Raw genomic sequence first — 17227 nt, 5'->3', positions numbered from 1 at the left:
TGGAAGCCTGAGCCTGACCAATGAACATGCTCAGAAGAAAAAATAACACAATTCGATTCATCATTTTAAATGGATTTATGGATGATAAGTAATTACTATGCTCATTCATGGATTATGAATTGGATCAACATCAGAATTTGAATTGTAGACTCAGGTTGAACCGGCTAACAATGTGATGGGTATCGTGAACCGGATACCAGCCACTCATGTTGGGCGAAATCGTTACTCCCTTTGCCGGGTGAAATTCAATTCCGGCCAGGTAGAGCCTTCCGTCGGCCAGCACATCCCAGCCATCCAGCGCACCATCGTTTCGTTTCGACCAGAGCTTGTCGTAGCGTACAAAGAGGTTCGAATGTTTTTTCAGTTGCATGGTGGCATAGAGCGAAATCCCCGAACGGTCCTGGTCGTTCACATTGGCATGTGCCAACTGGTAATTATACTCGAGTCCGGCGGTTACCTTCGGGCCGGCATACCCCAGAAACGCGGAGTAAGTATTCTGCGACACGCTTTTCTTCATATGGTCGAAGTAAAAACGGGCATACAGGTTCTTCATCGGTTGAATGGTCAGCCCGGCGGTGTACATCAAGGCGCTGTCTTGCTGCAGCTTTTGGTGGCCCTCGCCATTCAGCACCGACGCATCGAACTGAACATAGGGCGACCATTTCCACGCAAGTGAAGCCCCCAGGTCGGCTTCCGGGCCAAAGTGATATGCATCCATAAATGTGCGCGCCACATAGCGGTGTCCCCAGAATTTCTCCTGCAACCGAAACTCACTGGTTGGGATGACGCCAAACCGGAACTTCAGGTTATTGTCGTGGTACTGCAGGTAAGCGTTCTTCAATACGGCATTCAACTTGATGCCACTCGTATCGGGGCTGCCCGCGTCGAAAATCACCTTGCCCGAGAACCTCTGGCTGAAAACATATTCATATCCCAGGTAAGCCCGCGATATGTCGAACGATGGTTTGCCTTTGAAGTTACTCAGCCGATAGGTAAAATTGCTGAAGGCCTGCACGACGGCCTTTCCGTGCGGTCTAAAATCTTCCTGCTTTGGTGATTGCGCCATGACCATTTTACTTCCGGCCAAAAGCAACACGAACAGGCTAAATCGGATTATTTTCATCGTCAACTATTCTGATAAGTAAAAGGGAAATCATAATCGGAAGCGAAGTCCGAACTGCAGATTATAAAACCGGGTATCGAGGTGCGGATGCGGACGAAGGGGGAACGGGTGCCCCGACGTGTCCACTTTCCAGCCGGTAAAGGAGGATGGTGGAGCGTTGTCGGCATCGTGAGCGAGCAGATATTTGGCCTCGGTAAAAAAGCGGACGTGGGAATTCAGTTTAATGGAAACGCCGTACAAGAGCTGCATGGCCAGCTTCACACTGCGGAACATGCCGGGATTCGTTTCGGTAATTCCGGCGCCGATTCCTGCGCCCCAGTAACCATAGCTGCCATTGTCTTCAGCTCCTTTTTTCAGAAAAGGATTCCGGGTTTTGGAAAGGAAACTCAGCAAAAACAGGTTCCGCGACTGTTCCATTTTTGTGAACGGTGGGGTTTCCTCAGTGAGAAAGCGAACGCCACGGCTCTTGTTTTCCCATTTCAGATAGCTAACATCAAATCCGATCTTATGGTGCCAATAGGTTACGCTGAGGTTCGACACCGGAGACCACGATGATATGGCCTTCGATGTCTTCAGATTTTTCATCAGAACCCCATTTTCGTAGTACCTGAACTTCAAATCCTGCCTACCGGGAATTTGCAGGCCATATCCCATACTGATGCTCAACTGGCCATAACCGGCCGAAATGGTGAGCATAAAAACCACCACCGAAACCGGAAGTGCTTTTTTCCAATTCATTGTCTGTTTCATCGATTGATCGTTACATCAACACAGGCATTTCTTTAGTTGGGTTATCCGGTTTCGTTAGCAACTTGTACAGGAAAAGCAAGTTCGTTTCAACAGGAAATAATGCGCCATCAGTTAGTCGTTGTCCTCTCCGTCTTTCAGGATTCGTTTATGTTTCAGTACACCTTCTTTGGTCACCTGTACTTCCAGAGCCTGCTCTTTCTTTTTCAGCTCAATTTCGTAACCGGAAAAAGTGGGTGAATCGATGATGGCTACTTCTCCTGTTTTGTATCCGGCAAACTGACTGGCCAACGTATTCTTCACCGCTGTTGGAAGGGAACGTCTGCTGATTTCGGTCTCGGTTTCCAGCCAGCTTCCGGCCGGATTAAATGACGCAGAGGTTTCGGTTCCATTCAGATAGAATTCTGCTTCCCATTCATCGGCTTCTTCCTGGTTCCAGTGTACTTTTTGTGCATTGGGGAATTTCTGCGAGAAAGCATCAGCTACAGCATTCGGTAACACAACTTTTTGTGCGTGTGCAATAAGACTCATTCCTAAAAAGGCAAGCAATACTAAGGTCGTTTTCATAATTTCCTGAATTTTGATTACGACTCAAACGTAATTTCCAATTCTAAAGGAATTTTGAAGTTGATCAGATTGGACTCATCCCATTAGAAATTTTCAAATCTTTCCAGGGGCAATTGGGATTTGGGAATTTGCCATTTCGTGCTTGTCTGAGCTCACAACAGGGAATGAATGGTAAGGAGATTGCTTTTTTCGAAGGGGGTGGGATAAAATAAGTGACAGTCATTTGGGATGACAGAGTAGCGACAATTAGAGATTACTCAAATCTTAATACTGATATGATAAATAGCAGTCTCCAATATGAAACCTTGCAGGTATATGGATGTGTTGTGTTATTTAATTTATTGAAATTAATGACTTTATGATTGCCTGTGTGTTTTGTTGATATAAATTATCATTACTTAGAATGGTTAAAAATAACTAAATCAGGGTGTAGTGGCTTTCAATTTGTGTTAAACTTGCAGCTGAGTTATTGATTGAGAAGTGAGGAAAGCGATTAAAAATATCATTGCCATTTTATTACTGCTGATACCAATCGCAGTGGGGTATGCTCATTTTACCAACGCGGTACACGAGCTTTCGACAAGAAAACGCGTGGCCGAATTCAGGAGTCCTGAAATGGCCAATAGTTCCACTTCTCATGGTTTCTTCACCGAAGAGCCGGATCCTGCTGCTCTGACTTGCGTTGACGAGAACAAGCAGGAATTGGAAGTTCAACTCCTTAAAAATTTTGTAGTGCTGAAGCGTGATTTGAACACGGAACTGGAATCGGTTACCTGTTCGTTCAGTGATCATGCGATGCACACCGTCCCGCTCAATGAAACGGATGATTTCATCTATTTCATTGAATCCCTTCTTTTATAAGTCACTTATGATCTGATCCGACTGTTCGGATCACCATTCTTCGCCGGATATCTCTTTTTCCCGGGAAGAACAATCTGATGGAATTCCCAACCCGGTATTCCGATTTCAGTGAATCATCATTTATCAATAAAAATTTATACAACATGGGCAGTGTATCTATTCTACTGTTAATGTTCTGTGGTTTCGCTTTTGCCGCGCTGGCAATTGGATTGGGCAACAAGCTTTCGCTCAAGCGATATAATCCCGAAAAGGGTGAGGCGTACGAATGCGGCATGGAAACGCAGGGCACAACATGGGTTCAGTTTCATGTGGGCTACTATTTGTTCGCCCTCGTGTTTCTTTTGTTCGATGTGGAGATAGCTTTTCTCTATCCCTGGGCTGTTGTGTTCAAGGAAATTGGCATGGTAGCTTTTATCGAGATTGTATTTTTTGTGTTGGTGTTATTCCTGGGCCTGTTATATGCCCATAAAAAGAAAGCCCTGTCATGGATGTAAATAAAAATCCCGAACCGTTTCCCGGCGAGATTTACGAAGATGAGTCGGGGAATACCAACTTCCTGGTTTCGAATATCGATAAGTTGAGCAACTGGGCGCGAAGCAACTCGCTTTGGCCACTCACCTTCGGAACCAGCTGCTGCGCCATCGAAATGATGTCGGCGGCATCGGCTAAGTACGACTGGTCGCGGTTTGGCTTCGAGGTAGCGCGTGCTACTCCTCGTCAGGCTGACCTGATTATCGTAGCCGGAACCATTACCAAGAAAATGGCGCCGGTACTGAAACGTCTGTACAACCAGATGCCGGAACCGAAATATGTAATTGCCATGGGCGCCTGCACCATTACCGGCGGGCCGTTCTTCTACAATTCCTACACGGTTGTGAGAGGCGTGGATAATATCATCCCGGTGGATGTGTACATCCCGGGTTGTCCTCCTCGTCCCGAAGCGCTGTTGGAAGGTATGATGAAGTTGCAGGAGAAAATCCGGCATTCGAGAGCTTACGTGATTGACAAACCGAAAAAGAAGGAAAACGATGACTAAAGAAGAACTGAAAAGTTACCTGGAGAAAACCTTCCCGGGAATGACGCAGGAAGAGAACATCGATTTTCCTGTGCTTTGGGTGGAAAAGGATCAGATTTTTGAAGTGGCTAAAAAGCTGAAGGAAGACGAAGCCACGAAATTCGATTTCCTTTTTGATGAAACAGCTATCGATTGGCAAACGCATTTTGAAATGGTTTACCACATGACTTCCACTACATACCGCCACGATTTGGAGATTAAGGTTAAGCTGGAAGACAGAGACCATGCTGAGCTGCCGTCGGTGGAGCCGCTGTGGAAAGCTGCCGAAATGTACGAGAACGAAATCTGGGACTTGTTCGGCATTCGCTTCTCGGGACATCCGCATTTGCGACGCATTTTCATGAGTAACGAATGGAAAGGTTATCCGCTTCGGAAGGATTACCAGGACGACGATGTTATATCCCTGTAATTGACTGTTATGGAAACAAAAGATATCAAACGCGACGAATTTGTCATCAACGTTGGTCCACAGCACCCTTCCACGCACGGAGTATTACGCCTGGAACTGTGGCTTGACGGTGAGGACATCATCGATTCGAAGCCTCACCTCGGGTATATCCACCGCGGCATCGAGAAAATGTCGGAGGCACTGGGCTACAAACAGTTTATCTACCTCACCAGCCGTATGGATTACCTTTCGGCGCATATGAACAACCAGGCCTGTTCGCTGGCTATTGAGAAAGGCCTGCAGGTTGAAGCACCGCCACGTGCGCAGGTTATCCGCGTACTGATGGCCGAGTTGAGCCGTCTGGCATCGCACCAGTTGTGGTGGGGAGCACTGGGACTTGACCTCGGTGCTGTTTCGCCTTTCTTCTACGCTTTCCGCGAACGCGAAATGATTCTGGAAATCTTCGAGGAAACCTGTGGCTCGCGTCTGACGATGAATTACATCACACCGGGTGGGGTTGTGAATGACCTGCATCCCGATTTCGTGAAAAAGGTGAAAAAGCTGATTGAACAGCTGAAAGGCAACCTCCACGAATACGATCAGTTGCTGACCGGCAATGCCATTTTGCAGGCCCGTACCCGCGGCGTTGGAAAACTGACGGCCGAAGATGCTATCTCATTGGGTTGTACTGGTCCCGTCGCCCGCGCCTCCGGCGTAAAGTGCGATGTTCGCAAATTGCATCCCTACGATGGCTACGACAAGGTTGATTTTGAGGAAGTTTTGAATGACAAGGGTGACAACTTTGCCCGTTACTGGCTGCGCATCGCCGAGATGGAGCAGTCGATTCGCATCATCGAGCAACTTATCGACAACATCCCGGAAGGAAGTTACCGTGAGAAGCTGAAAGGAGTAGTGAAACTGCCGGCCGGCGAATATTATCAGCGGGTGGAAACAGCTCGTGGCGAGCTGGGCGTTTACATCGTGAGCGACGGCAAGAAAGAGCCGTACCGTGTCAGGTTCCGGACGCCTAACTTCTCGAACCTGAATGCCTTGCGGCCGATGTTGAAGGGCGCCAAAATAGGTGACATGGTTTCGATGATGGCCACGCTTGATTTAATTATTCCAGATATCGACAGATAAGATAATACGATACAAATGCAATTATCCATATCATTATTAGAAATAACCCGGGCCATTGACAGTTGGCTAAACAGCATTTTCCATCCGCACGTAGCGTTTGGAATCGAGCTGGTGCTGGCCGGAGTTGCCGTCATTCTGCTGGTAGTAGCGATGGCCGTTCTGATGGTTTACGCTGAGCGGAAACTGGCCGGGTTCATGCAGATGAGGCTTGGCCCGATGCGCGTCGGAAAGTACGGATCGATGCAGGCCATTGCCGATGTGATGAAGTTGTTATTGAAAGAGTGTTTGGTTCCAACGAATTCCGATAAGATGATGTTCAAGCTGGCACCTTTTGTGGTGACTGTCGTGAGCTTCATGACGATAGTCCCCATTGCGTTTGCCAGGGGCATTCAGCTTTGGGACATCAACATCGGGGTATTTTATATTACCGCGGTCAGTTCCCTTTCGGTGATTGGGATTCTGATGGCCGGCTGGTCGAGCAACAACAAATATTCGTTGCTGGGCGCCATGCGAAGCGGAGCACAGATTGTGAGCTACGAACTATCGGGAGGACTTGCACTGATTGTTGTTGTGATGATGAGCGGAACACTGAGTATTTCCGGCATTGTTCAGGCACAAGCCGACGGCTGGTGGGTGATTAAAGGACACATTCCGGTAATCATCGCCTTCGTAACATTCATTATTACCAGTACAGCAGAGCTGAACCGCGCACCTTTCGACCTCGCGGAAGCAGAATCAGAGTTGACAGCCGGTTACCACACCGAATATTCGGGAATGCAGTTCGCCATGTTTTTCCTTTCGGAATATACCAACATGTTTGTATTGTCGATGGTAGCCGCTACTGTTTTTCTCGGAGGCTGGATGCCGTTCCACATTGCCGGACTCGAAGGATTCAACCATTTCATGGATTACATTCCCGGAATTGTCTGGTTCTTCGGCAAGACGTTCTTCATCCTGTTCCTGATTGTTTGGTTCCGCTGGACTTTCCCGCGGCTGCGTATCGACCAGCTGTTGAAACTGGAGTGGAAATACCTGCTTCCCGTAAGTATAATCAATGTTCTGTTTGCGGCATTCATTGCCCTGATGGGATGGTATCTGTAAACGAAGGAGGGTAAGATGAATAGCATATATCAATATTTCAGAGCAATCTGGTACGGATTTTCTTCTCTCTGGAAAGGGATGATGCTGACCGGGCACTACCTGGTGCATCCGAAGAAGATCCTGACGGAACAATATCCGGAAAACCGCGACACCCTATACATTCCTGACCGGTTTCAGGGCGAAGTGGTTCTTCCGCACGACGAGAATAACGAGCACTTGTGTACCGGCTGTACCATTTGTGAGATGAACTGTCCCAACGGTTCCATCAAAATCATTACACAACAGGTGGTAACGCCGGAGGGCAAAAAGAAAAAGGAATTGGACAAGTGGGTCTATCACTTGGGACTTTGCACGTTTTGTGGTCAATGCATCGATGCATGCCCGCAGGATGCGATTAAAATGTCCAACGCCTTCGAACATTCGGTTTACGACCGGAAAGTACTTACCAAGGTGCTCAATCAACCTGGTTCAAAACTAAAAAGCGCAAAGAAATGAGTGCATCAACCATCATATTTTATATCGTTTCGGCTCTTGTGCTTGTTTTTGGTGCGATGAGCGTTTTTACCCGGAAGATATTCCGCGCGGCGATATACCTACTCTTTTCCCTGATTGGGATTGCCGGAATTTATATTCTGATGAACATGGATTTCATCGCGGCACTGCAGGTGTTAATCTACGTGGGCGGGATCATCGTCCTGATTATCTTTTCGATTTTCCTGACACATCAGGCAGGAGACAAGCTGCCGAAGCCTCTTTTCAAACGAATTGTGGCTGGAGCTAGTATGGCTGCTTTCGGTTTGATTGTCGTGTTGGGAGTTTTTTACAAGACTGCATTCAAAGTAACGACTGAGGCGGGAATCGATCATTCAGCCCGAAGCATCGGACGGCAAATGCTCGATTACCATCACCATGGATATGTTTACCCGTTTGAGATTGTCAGCTTTTTGCTGCTGGCGGCACTGGTGGGATGTATTGTGATTGCAGTGAAAATTCAAAAGAAATAACGTTATGGAACAAGTACCATTAGCACATTTGCTGATTCTCAGTTCGGCCCTGTTTTTCCTGGGGATTTATGGATTTTTCACCCGGCGTAACATGATTACCATGCTCATGTCGGTGGAACTGATTCTGAACAGCGTGAACATCAATTTTATCGCGTTCAACAAGTACCTGTTTCCGAATCAGCTGGAAGGAATATTTTTCACCCTCTTTATCATCGCGGTAGCTGCGGCCGAGGTTTCGCTGGCGATTGCCATCATCATCAACCTGTTCCGCAAGTTCAATACCGTCGATGTTGAGGAAGTTGACACCATGAAATTCTAAGCTATGACTTTAGATAATATTGTACTACTCATACCGTTATTGCCGCTGCTCAGCTTCCTGTTGCTGGGGCTGGCCGGAAAGCATATTTCGGTCCGCTTCTCGGGAGTGATTGGCTCGGTGATTTTAGGAGCTTCGCTGGTTCTTGCGCTGATAACCGCTTATGATTACTTTTTCGCTATCGGAAAGCAGGGAGGGGAATTCATCCCGTACCTGACAGCGCAACTGAACTGGTTACCGTTTAACTCTGATCTGTCCATTAACCTGGGACTGGTTCTCGATCCCATTTCTGTGATGATGTTGCTGGTCGTTACGTTTGTTTCGACGATGGTGCACGTCTACAGTTTGGGGTATATGAAAGGGGAGGAGCGGTATACAACTTACTATGCTTACCTCGGACTGTTCACTTTCACCATGCTGGGACTGGTGCTTTCGACCAACATTTTCCAGATGTACATCTTCTGGGAGCTGGTAGGCGTATCATCGTATCTGCTCATAGGTTTCTACTTCAGTCGTCCGTCGGCTGTGGCTGCTGCCAAGAAAGCGTTTATCGTAACCCGCTTTGCCGACCTGGGATTCCTGATTGGAATCCTGATGCTGGGTTATGGCGCACACAGTTACGATTTCTTTACCCTGATTGACCGGCTTTCACATCCGGGTTCATCCTATTTGGTGGCCATGACCGGAGCGTCCTTTCTGGGCATGAGCACGCTGACCTGGGCACTGATTCTGGTCTTCATTGGCGGTGCCGGTAAATCGGCGATGTTTCCGTTCCACATCTGGTTACCTGATGCCATGGAAGGTCCAACACCGATTTCTGCTTTGATTCACGCCGCAACGATGGTCGTGGCTGGTGTTTACCTGGTAGCTCGTTTGTTCCCGATATTTGCTGTGGGCGCACCCGATGCTTTGACTGTTGTCGGTTACGTGGGAGCATTTACCGCACTGTTTGCAGCTACGATTGCATGTACGCAAACCGATATCAAGAAGGTGCTGGCTTATTCCACCATTTCGCAGATTGGCTTTATGCTGTTTGCGTTGGGAGTAGCCGGATGGGGACCCGGCAAAACAGAAGGCTTTACTGCCGGTATGTTCCACCTTTTCACCCATGCCTCCTTTAAAGCACTGCTTTTCCTGGGAGCTGGTTCCATTATTCATGCCGTTCACAGTAACGAGATGAAAGATATGGGAGGCTTGCGGAAGTCGATGCCCATCACGCATATTACCTTCTTGCTGGCAGCTCTGGCCATTTCCGGAATTCCTCCTTTTGCAGGATTCTTTAGTAAGGAAGCCATTTTTAGCGCAGCAGAACAAAGTAATCCGATCATTTATTGGGTTGGATTGATTGCCGGTACATTGACTGCCTTCTACATCTTCCGTTTATACTTCATGATTTTCTGGCACAAAACACCCGATGCTCATGCGCATAACCATGAGAAGGGTGAGTGGGCCATGATGATTCCGATGATGTTACTGGCTGTTGGAGCTGTATTTGGCGGATTTATTCCTTTCGGTGATTTTATTAGTGCTACAGGAAAACCACTGGAACTGCCTATCGAATTGAGTCATATCATTCTCCCGGTAGGATTAGGTGTTCTGAGTATTGTGGCTGCCGCTATTCTTTACCGGAAAGAATCGGATGTACCGCAACGGATTGTCAACGCACTGGGAGGTTTCTACCGTGCTGCTTACCGGAAATTTTATATCGACGAAATATACTTGTTCATCACCAAAAAGATTGTCTTCAAATTGATGGGAAGGCCGTCAGCCTGGTTCGACCGCAATGTAGTTGATGGCACGGTTCAAAAAACCGGTAGCCTGACGATTGCTTTGTCGCATGCCATTAAGCGTGTTCAATCCGGAAAACTGCAGGCTTACACCATGTATTTCTTTGGTGGCGTACTGCTTCTGGTGGTATTGTTACTCTATAAATTCGCATAACGATGAATATTCTGTCTCTACTGATACTCATACCGCTTTTGACCGTCGTAGGTATTCTGCTGGTTAAAAGCGATCAACTCATCCGGAAAATTACGCTGGCAGGAAGTGCGCTTCAGGTGATTTTTGCCAGTTGGCTGACGGCACAATATGTTTCGTTACGCCATGCCGGAGCAACAGCACAAATGCTGTTCGAATCATCACGTGTTTGGTTTCGGCCGCTAGGCATCAACTACCACATTGGTGTGGATGGCATATCGCTGGTGATGATTTTACTGACCGCAGTTGTTGTACTGGCCGGTGTGCTGGTTTCCTGGAAAATTGAAAAGCAGGTGAAAGAGTTTTTCTTCATGCTGTTGCTGTTGAGTGTTGGAGCCTACGGGTTCTTCATTTCGCTTAACCTGTTTTCCATGTTCTTCTTCCTCGAACTGGCGGTGATTCCTAAGTATCTCCTTATCGGGATTTGGGGAACCGGAAAGAAAGAGAACAATGCCATGAAACTGGCTTTGATGCTGATGACCGGTTCGGCCTTGGTCTTCCTGGGAATTGTTGGACTTTACTTTGCTTCGGGCTGGTTTGGCGGCGAGCACACTTGGGATATCATGAAGCTGTCGCACATGCATCTGCCCATGAATGTTCAGGTGATTCTCTATTTCCTCACCTTCATTGGATTTGGGGTGTTTACCGGTATGTTCCCGTTTCACACATGGGCACCCGATGGTCACTCTTCCGCACCGACAGCGGCTTCGATGTTCCTTGCCGGTATTTCCATGAAGCTCGGAGGTTACGGTTTGCTGCGCGTAGCTACTTACCTGATGCCCGATGCAGCCCGCGAATATTCCTGGATTTTCATCATCCTGGCAACTATCGCTATTTTCTACGGCGCTTTGGCCACACTGATGCAAAAGGATTTGAAATACATGAACGCATACTCATCGGTAAGCCACGTTGGTTTTGTGGTGCTGGGTGTTGCGATGATTACGAAAGTGGCTTTTGCCGGAGCAGTGTTGCAGATGGTATCACACGGTATCATGACAGCCCTCTTCTTTGCCGCTATTGGAATGATATACGACCGGGCACACACCCGAATGAGCAATGAACTTGGCGGTGTACTAAAGCAGATGCCTTTCATCGGGACTGTTTTCATCATTGCCGGTTTAACGTCGCTTGGTTTGCCGGGATTCAGCGGTTTCGTTTCCGAGATGACGGTATTTGTCGGTTCGTGGGTACACACCGGTATTTTCTACCGGGTTGCTACCATTCTGGCAGCTGCTTCCATTGTGATTACAGCGGTATATATTCTCCGGGCAACCGGGTTTGCTATCTGGGGAACCATTACCAGAAAGGAATACGCTTTATTAAAAGATGCCAGCTGGAACGAACGTTGGGCTGCGGTGATTCTCATCGTGGGCATTGTGTTGATTGGTTTGGCCCCGTTCCTTTTCATGCATCTCATTAATGCCGATGTTCAGGAAATTTTTAACCATCTGCATGCAGGATAAGAGTGGACTTCGGAAAAAGGATAGAAAATTTCAATGTTAACAACGGAATACAATTGAAAGATGATTAACGAATCAATTATAATCATGCGTTTCGAGTGGCTAATCTCCCTGATGATTGTGGTGCTGTTCATCCTCAATCTCATGGGAGTAGACAAAAAGCCCGAACGCTTCATGAACATCGTCAATGTGATGCTCATCATCAACTTTGTGGCCGGATTTATTCCCATCAAAGATGGTTACCTGTTTCAGGGATTTTACCACACCACAGCGTTGATTGTGCTGGAAAAGAATATCCTGAACCTGGGACTGTTGCTGATTGCCTTTTCGGCGAAACAGTGGATTATCGAATCAAAACGGCCGGCAGAGTTTTTCATGCTCATGTTTTCCAGTGTGCTGGGAATGTATGTAATGCTTTCCAGTGGTCACATTTTGGTATTGTACCTCGGACTGGAACTTTCGTCATTGCCACTGGCTGCACTGGCTGCATTCAACACCGACAGCCGGAAATCGTCAGAAGCAGGTGTCAAATACATTTTGTCATCAGCTTTCTCTACCGGAATTACCCTTTTCGGGATTTCGCTGTTGTACGGAGCGGTTGGCAACCTTGGTTTCGATGCCATCATTCAGCACATCCATGAAGATGCTTTAACCCTGACTGCTTTCGTATTTATCCTGGCAGGATTCTCCTTCAAGATGTCCATCGTTCCATTCCACATGTGGACGGCCGATGTTTTCGAAGGAGCCCCGACGCCGGTCACCAATTACCTGGCCGTCGTATCGAAAGGTTCGGTTATCTTCATTTTCATTACAGTACTTTACACCGTTTTCGGGAAACTGGAAAATGCGTGGCTGTTGGCTATCAGTGTGCTTTCGGTTATGAGTATGACGGTAGGAAACATCTTCGCTTTGCGGCAGCAAAACCTCAAGCGCTTCCTGGCCTTCTCATCCATTGCACAGGTGGGATTCGTGCTGGTTGGTATTGCCGGTGCGTCCAATATGGGAACTGACTCGGTGGTTTACTTCTTGGTGATTTACCTGTTAAGCAATATTGCACTCTTCAGCATTGTGGAAGCAATCTCTGACGAAACAGGCAAAGTAACCATCAGCGATTACAAGGGATTATACAAATCGAATCCGTTTTATGCCATCATTTTCACGGTCGCATTGTTTTCGCTGGCGGGTGTCCCACCGACAGCCGGATTCTTCGGTAAGCTGTTCCTGCTAACTTCCGGAATGGGCTCTGGAATGTACGTGTTGCTTGGCTTTGCAACCATCAACCTGGTATTGTCGCTGTACACTTATCTACGCGTAGTAAAAGCGATGTTCATCGATAAGGAAGAGGAACGCATGCCGATTATCAAGAAGAGTCTGCTGACCAATTTTGTGCTGGCAGTTTGTCTGATTGGTATTATTGTACTTGGCTTTGCAGGCGTATTCTATCAATACATCGACAGCATCAGTTCACAACTTTAAATGAAAGGTTATGGCTATTAACACACATCATCAAGTTGGTGAAATCAATAACGTTCGCTGTTCCATTGTGGAACAATCAGTCAATTCCGAACGTGCCGAATACCTCAAATCAATACTGACATTCAACGGGTACGAAGTGGAAGTTGCCCAAAAGGGTGATGAATCGTTCGACGTTGGTGTTACTGATCTTTTATTCAATACTGAGATGGCGATAAATGGCCGCTATTTAAAAACGAAGGAAGGGAAAGTTATTACACCTGAAGTTTGGAAACAGCCGGCTAAAATGCTCGTAGAGTCGCATTAACTCAGGGTACAAAACAGAGGCAAACCCATCGGTTTGTCTCTGTTGTTTTTTCGGCTAAGCCAGATAGGTTTTTTGCCAGATTTCTTCTGTCAGATGCGAGAGTTCGCGGTCGTATTCAGTCAGAAACCGGTAATACTCTTCATCGGTACGAATTACCTCTGCTTGTGGATTTTCCGGGATGGCTTCATCCGGCAGGATATTCTTACGGAAGTTATCGAAATTGTCTTTGATAGAACAGGGCATGAGGATATTTTCCCGGTGATGTCCGTTCTCAAAGCCGTATTCGTGCTGCCATTTGCGCCCATTCTTCATCAGTTTCGAATGGAGTCCATCAGCTAGTGTTTTCCCTTCGGCATACAAATCATTCACGTTATCCTGGTAAAAAGGCACGAAAACGCAAGGCATCATCTTCCCATCCCAGTTGATGTAGAAATAACCACCCCAACGCCCGTAAGCCAGGCAACCTTCAGTTAAAGCACCGCTGTTCCAAAAGTCGGCGACACAATAGCGCTTCTGTTCGATAAGTTTTTCCCACATGTGGTAAAGTTCGACCCGTTGACGGGGCGTAATCATCAAATCGAGCAATTCCTTTCCACGACCTACCGGCATCATCTGGAACTGCCACATATAGGTTGCTCCCAATTGACCAAAGAAGTAGTCGTAAAAATAGTCGTCGAGCAAAATATTGACATTCTTTTTCGTCGCGGTCACCGAAATGCCAAACGGTACGCCGGCCTCCCGTAAATTAGCCATTGCATCCACTACTTGAGAATGAATGCCAGTGCCTCTGCGTTCATCGGTTTGATGTTGATACCCTTCTACCGAAATGGCAGGTGTTACGTTTCCCAGTTGTGCCAGCCGTTGTGCTACTTCTTTGGTAATTAGTGTGCCGTTGGTGTAAATAAGGAAGAACATATCGTTGAACTCTTCGAACAGGTCAAGCAATGTTTTTCCTGAATCCTTATAAATGAAAGGCTCACCGCCGCTAATGGTCATGAACCGGCTGCCAAAGATATCGTGCACATCCCTGACAATATGCCGAACGGTTTCATATGAAAGACGATGATTAGCCGTCTCGTCACTCACCGCATAGCAACCGTCGCAGTTCAGGTTACAGGCTTGCGTAGGTGACAGCACGCAAAAGGCTGGCGGATATTCACCGTATTTTTGAAAGTAAATTTCTCTCGCGTTATTCTTTTTCTCAAGCCGGTCGGTCTTCAAGTCTTCGCCGATGAAAACGCTGAGCATTTTTTTCATCGTAGCCGGAGAAATATAGCCTTTATCCAGGTTGTTTTTGATGCCTTGAAGCATAGCTGAAACAAACTGATAGCGTTTCTCCAGCATGGTGGGAAGTGCATTACTTTCAGCAGCTAGAAATGCTTTGTGTAGATACCTGTCCAGTTTTTGTGAAGCAATGTTTCGGAAAATTCGGTTAGTAATTGCTGTATTTACGGCCAGGCTAAAAACTTTGTTTTTAAGTGCCATTATCCGTCATTTTGGTGAAATGAAAAGTTACTAATTATTATCTGATCAGGCAATTAGAAGAAATCTAAATAATTGTTTTACAATAAAATGTAACATGGTTGTGATAGCAGAGGTAAACGCTATAAGTTGTTCTGAGTACGCTATCGGGGTACGAAAAGCGAGGCTGGTGAATGATAAATGCCCGATGTCTGTTATTTTTGAAGAACAATAGCACATTGGATGAGTGCACTTCATCTGTATCTGTCCTATGAAAAATAAGAAACACAACATGAAAACCAGAAAGTTATTTGTTTTTGCAGCTCTTGTGTTGGGGATATCCACAATGGCATTTAAATTAGAAGCCCAACCGAGTCAGGAGCCCGCTGAACAGCCGGTTACCTACTGTAATCCGATCAACATCGATTACACCTACATGATTGTTAATTCGCACCGGAATATTTCGTACCGTTCCGGCGCCGATCCGGCGGTGGTTTCCTTCCGGGGAAAATACTATATGTTCGTCACCCGGTCGCTGGGCTACTGGTACTCCGATGATTTAACTCACTGGCAATTCATTAAGCCGCAGGATTGGTATTTTCAGGGCTCCAATGCTCCAGCTGCCTACAACTACAAAGATTCCATCCTGTATGTCACCGGTGATCCTTCCGGGAATATGAGTTTGCTATATACCGATAATCCCCGAAAGGGAGACTGGAAAGCGGTACCCGCGATTTTGTGGAACCTGCAGGATCCCGACTTTTTCATGGATGATGACGGGAAGGCTTATATGTTCTGGGGCTCGTCCAATACTTTTCCCATTCGGGGAATGGAGTTGGACCCGAAAAATCGCTTCATCAAGAAATCGGAAACCGTCAAATTATTCAAACTTCACGAAGATAAGCACGGTTGGGAGCGCTTTGGCCCGAATCATAACGATCCGAAACTCAGCGGGTACATGGAAGGTGCCTGGTTGACGAAACACAATGGCAAATATTACATGCAATATGCTGCGCCGGGTACCGAGTGGAATACATATGCCGACGGGGTGTATATAGCCGATTCGCCGCTGGGGCCGTACACGTATATGCCGAATAATCCGGTCAGCTACAAACCGGGAGGTTTTATTAACGGTGCCGGTCATGGGAGCACGGTCAAAGGACCCGGCCAACAACTCTGGCATTTCGCTACCATGCACATCTCGGTGAATTACAAATTCGAACGGCGGATTGGTATGTTTCCTACCTTCTTCGATAAAGACGGTTTGATGCATTGTAACATGAACTATGGCGATTATCCGCATTATGCACCGGCAGAGCCTGGCGAACAGGGAAAATTTACCGGTTGGATGTTGCTTTCGTACAACAAGCCGATTGAAGCGTCGTCGCATTTGAAGGATTTTGTTCCGGAACATGTGAATGACGAGCATGTAAAAACCTTCTGGGTGGCCGCTAATACCGACAAGCCTCAATGGCTGAAGATGGATTTGGGTTCGGTTTCGACCATTCGGGCCATACAGGTTAATTACCATGATTATCATTCGAATATTTACGGCCGGCAAAAGAATCTTTATGAGCAATACGTAATCGAGGGCTCCAGCGATGGAAAGACCTGGTCCGTTATTGTCGACAAGCGGAACAATCACAAGGATGTTCCTAACGACTACGTGCAACTTGCCGAGCCGGTGAAGGCCCGTTACATCCGGTTTACCAGTTATCATGTGCCGACGCCTTACCTGGCGATTTCCGGATTACGAATCTTTGGAAACGGAAATGGGAAGAAACCGGGAAAAGTGAAGCCGTTTGAGGTGGCGCGCAACAGCGATCGACGTAATGCTCATCTTACCTGGAAAGCACAGTCTAAAGCTCAAGGGTACAATGTCCGCTGGGGAATTGCTCCTGACAAGCTTTACAATTCATGGCTGGTTTATGGCAAAGATTCGCTCGATATTCGCAGTTTGAATGTCGATCAGCCTTATTACTTCACGGTGGAAGCCTTTAATGAGAATGGGATTTCACCAGCAACGGAAGTCATGGACGCGAAATAGAACACAAAAACAAAGTGATATAAAACCCGGAAGTCAGACATGATTTCCGGGTATTTTTTGCGGATGAAATTTTCGATGTATAGCTGATTTCAAAGGAAATAGAAGGGACATTAGGAATTTAGTCCACTTGTTCCGTAACTTTATACTAAGCAACAATAGGTAAGGAGAACACCGACAAGT

18 protein-coding genes are annotated in these 17227 nt (G+C 46.9%); 14 read left to right on the top strand and 4 right to left on the bottom strand.

Annotated features, from left to right (window positions below):
• Positions 1-130 precede the first annotated feature (130 nt).
• The 3 genes from CLV93_RS19415 to CLV93_RS19405 form a co-directional block, all read right to left on the bottom strand.
• Entirely contained in the window at positions 131-1123 is a 993-nt protein-coding gene (locus CLV93_RS19415; protein ID WP_146142093.1) for a hypothetical protein, read from the bottom strand.
• A 30-nt stretch (positions 1124-1153) separates the two neighbouring features.
• The gene (locus CLV93_RS19410; RefSeq protein ID WP_146142092.1) at positions 1154-1873 is read right to left on the bottom strand and encodes a hypothetical protein; all 720 of its coding nucleotides are present in this window, start codon (positions 1871-1873) and stop codon (positions 1154-1156) included.
• Between the two features lie 111 nt (positions 1874-1984).
• Positions 1985-2437: a PepSY-like domain-containing protein gene (locus tag CLV93_RS19405; protein WP_106543892.1), complete on the bottom strand. Its 453-nt coding sequence runs from the start codon at positions 2435-2437 to the stop codon at positions 1985-1987.
• A gap of 480 nt (positions 2438-2917) precedes the next feature.
• On the opposite strand from CLV93_RS19405, the gene CLV93_RS19400 reads away from it, so the two are divergent.
• From CLV93_RS19400 to CLV93_RS19340, 13 genes are all read left to right on the top strand, one after another.
• Positions 2918-3298: a hypothetical protein gene (locus CLV93_RS19400; RefSeq protein ID WP_106543891.1), complete on the top strand. Its 381-nt coding sequence runs from the start codon at positions 2918-2920 to the stop codon at positions 3296-3298.
• A 143-nt stretch (positions 3299-3441) separates the two neighbouring features.
• Positions 3442-3792, top strand: coding sequence for an NADH-quinone oxidoreductase subunit A (locus tag CLV93_RS19395; RefSeq protein ID WP_106543890.1), 351 nt, complete (start codon positions 3442-3444; stop codon positions 3790-3792).
• On the top strand, positions 3783-4334 hold the full coding sequence (locus CLV93_RS19390) for an NADH-quinone oxidoreductase subunit B (RefSeq protein WP_106543889.1): 552 nt from the start codon (positions 3783-3785) through the stop codon (positions 4332-4334). The genes CLV93_RS19395 and CLV93_RS19390 overlap by 10 nt, the downstream gene beginning before the upstream one ends.
• Positions 4327-4782 (top strand): NADH-quinone oxidoreductase subunit C, encoded by a 456-nt coding sequence (locus CLV93_RS19385; RefSeq protein ID WP_106543888.1) that lies wholly within the window; start codon positions 4327-4329, stop codon positions 4780-4782. The genes CLV93_RS19390 and CLV93_RS19385 overlap by 8 nt, the downstream gene beginning before the upstream one ends.
• A 9-nt stretch (positions 4783-4791) precedes the next feature.
• Positions 4792-5901, top strand: coding sequence for an NADH-quinone oxidoreductase subunit D (locus tag CLV93_RS19380; protein WP_106543887.1), 1110 nt, complete (start codon positions 4792-4794; stop codon positions 5899-5901).
• A gap of 15 nt (positions 5902-5916) precedes the next feature.
• Positions 5917-7002: an NADH-quinone oxidoreductase subunit NuoH gene (nuoH, locus tag CLV93_RS19375; protein ID WP_106543886.1), complete on the top strand. Its 1086-nt coding sequence runs from the start codon at positions 5917-5919 to the stop codon at positions 7000-7002.
• Between the two features lie 15 nt (positions 7003-7017).
• Positions 7018-7497 (top strand): 4Fe-4S binding protein, encoded by a 480-nt coding sequence (locus tag CLV93_RS19370; protein ID WP_106543885.1) that lies wholly within the window; start codon positions 7018-7020, stop codon positions 7495-7497.
• A complete protein-coding gene (locus tag CLV93_RS19365) occupies positions 7494-8006 on the top strand; it encodes an NADH-quinone oxidoreductase subunit J family protein (RefSeq protein WP_106543884.1) in 513 nt (170 codons plus the stop codon). The genes CLV93_RS19370 and CLV93_RS19365 overlap by 4 nt, the downstream gene beginning before the upstream one ends.
• 4 nt (positions 8007-8010) lie before the next feature.
• Positions 8011-8325 carry an NADH-quinone oxidoreductase subunit NuoK gene (gene nuoK, locus CLV93_RS19360; RefSeq protein WP_106543883.1) on the top strand — a complete coding sequence of 105 codons (315 nt, stop codon included), beginning with the start codon at positions 8011-8013 and terminating at the stop codon, positions 8323-8325.
• Between the two features lie 3 nt (positions 8326-8328).
• Positions 8329-10263 carry an NADH-quinone oxidoreductase subunit L gene (gene nuoL, locus CLV93_RS19355; protein WP_106543882.1) on the top strand — a complete coding sequence of 645 codons (1935 nt, stop codon included), beginning with the start codon at positions 8329-8331 and terminating at the stop codon, positions 10261-10263.
• A 2-nt stretch (positions 10264-10265) separates the two neighbouring features.
• Positions 10266-11762 carry a complex I subunit 4 family protein gene (locus CLV93_RS19350; protein WP_106543881.1) on the top strand — a complete coding sequence of 499 codons (1497 nt, stop codon included), beginning with the start codon at positions 10266-10268 and terminating at the stop codon, positions 11760-11762.
• A 60-nt stretch (positions 11763-11822) separates the two neighbouring features.
• On the top strand, positions 11823-13235 hold the full coding sequence (locus CLV93_RS19345; protein ID WP_106543880.1) for an NADH-quinone oxidoreductase subunit N: 1413 nt from the start codon (positions 11823-11825) through the stop codon (positions 13233-13235).
• Between the two features lie 10 nt (positions 13236-13245).
• A complete protein-coding gene (locus CLV93_RS19340; protein ID WP_106543879.1) occupies positions 13246-13539 on the top strand; it encodes a hypothetical protein in 294 nt (97 codons plus the stop codon).
• 54 nt (positions 13540-13593) lie between these two features.
• On the opposite strand, the gene CLV93_RS19335 is transcribed toward CLV93_RS19340, so the two are convergent.
• Positions 13594-15024, bottom strand: coding sequence for a radical SAM/SPASM domain-containing protein (locus tag CLV93_RS19335; RefSeq protein WP_106543878.1), 1431 nt, complete (start codon positions 15022-15024; stop codon positions 13594-13596).
• A 268-nt stretch (positions 15025-15292) separates the two neighbouring features.
• Between CLV93_RS19335 and CLV93_RS19330 the strand changes: the two genes are divergently transcribed.
• A complete protein-coding gene (locus tag CLV93_RS19330) occupies positions 15293-17047 on the top strand; it encodes a family 43 glycosylhydrolase (protein WP_106543877.1) in 1755 nt (584 codons plus the stop codon).
• Positions 17048-17227: the final 180 nt, after the last annotated feature.

The sequence above is a fragment of the Prolixibacter denitrificans genome (assembly GCF_003014495.1).
Lineage (GTDB): Bacteria > Bacteroidota > Bacteroidia > Bacteroidales > Prolixibacteraceae > Prolixibacter > Prolixibacter denitrificans.
This window is presented reverse-complemented; position numbering and strand designations above follow the sequence as displayed.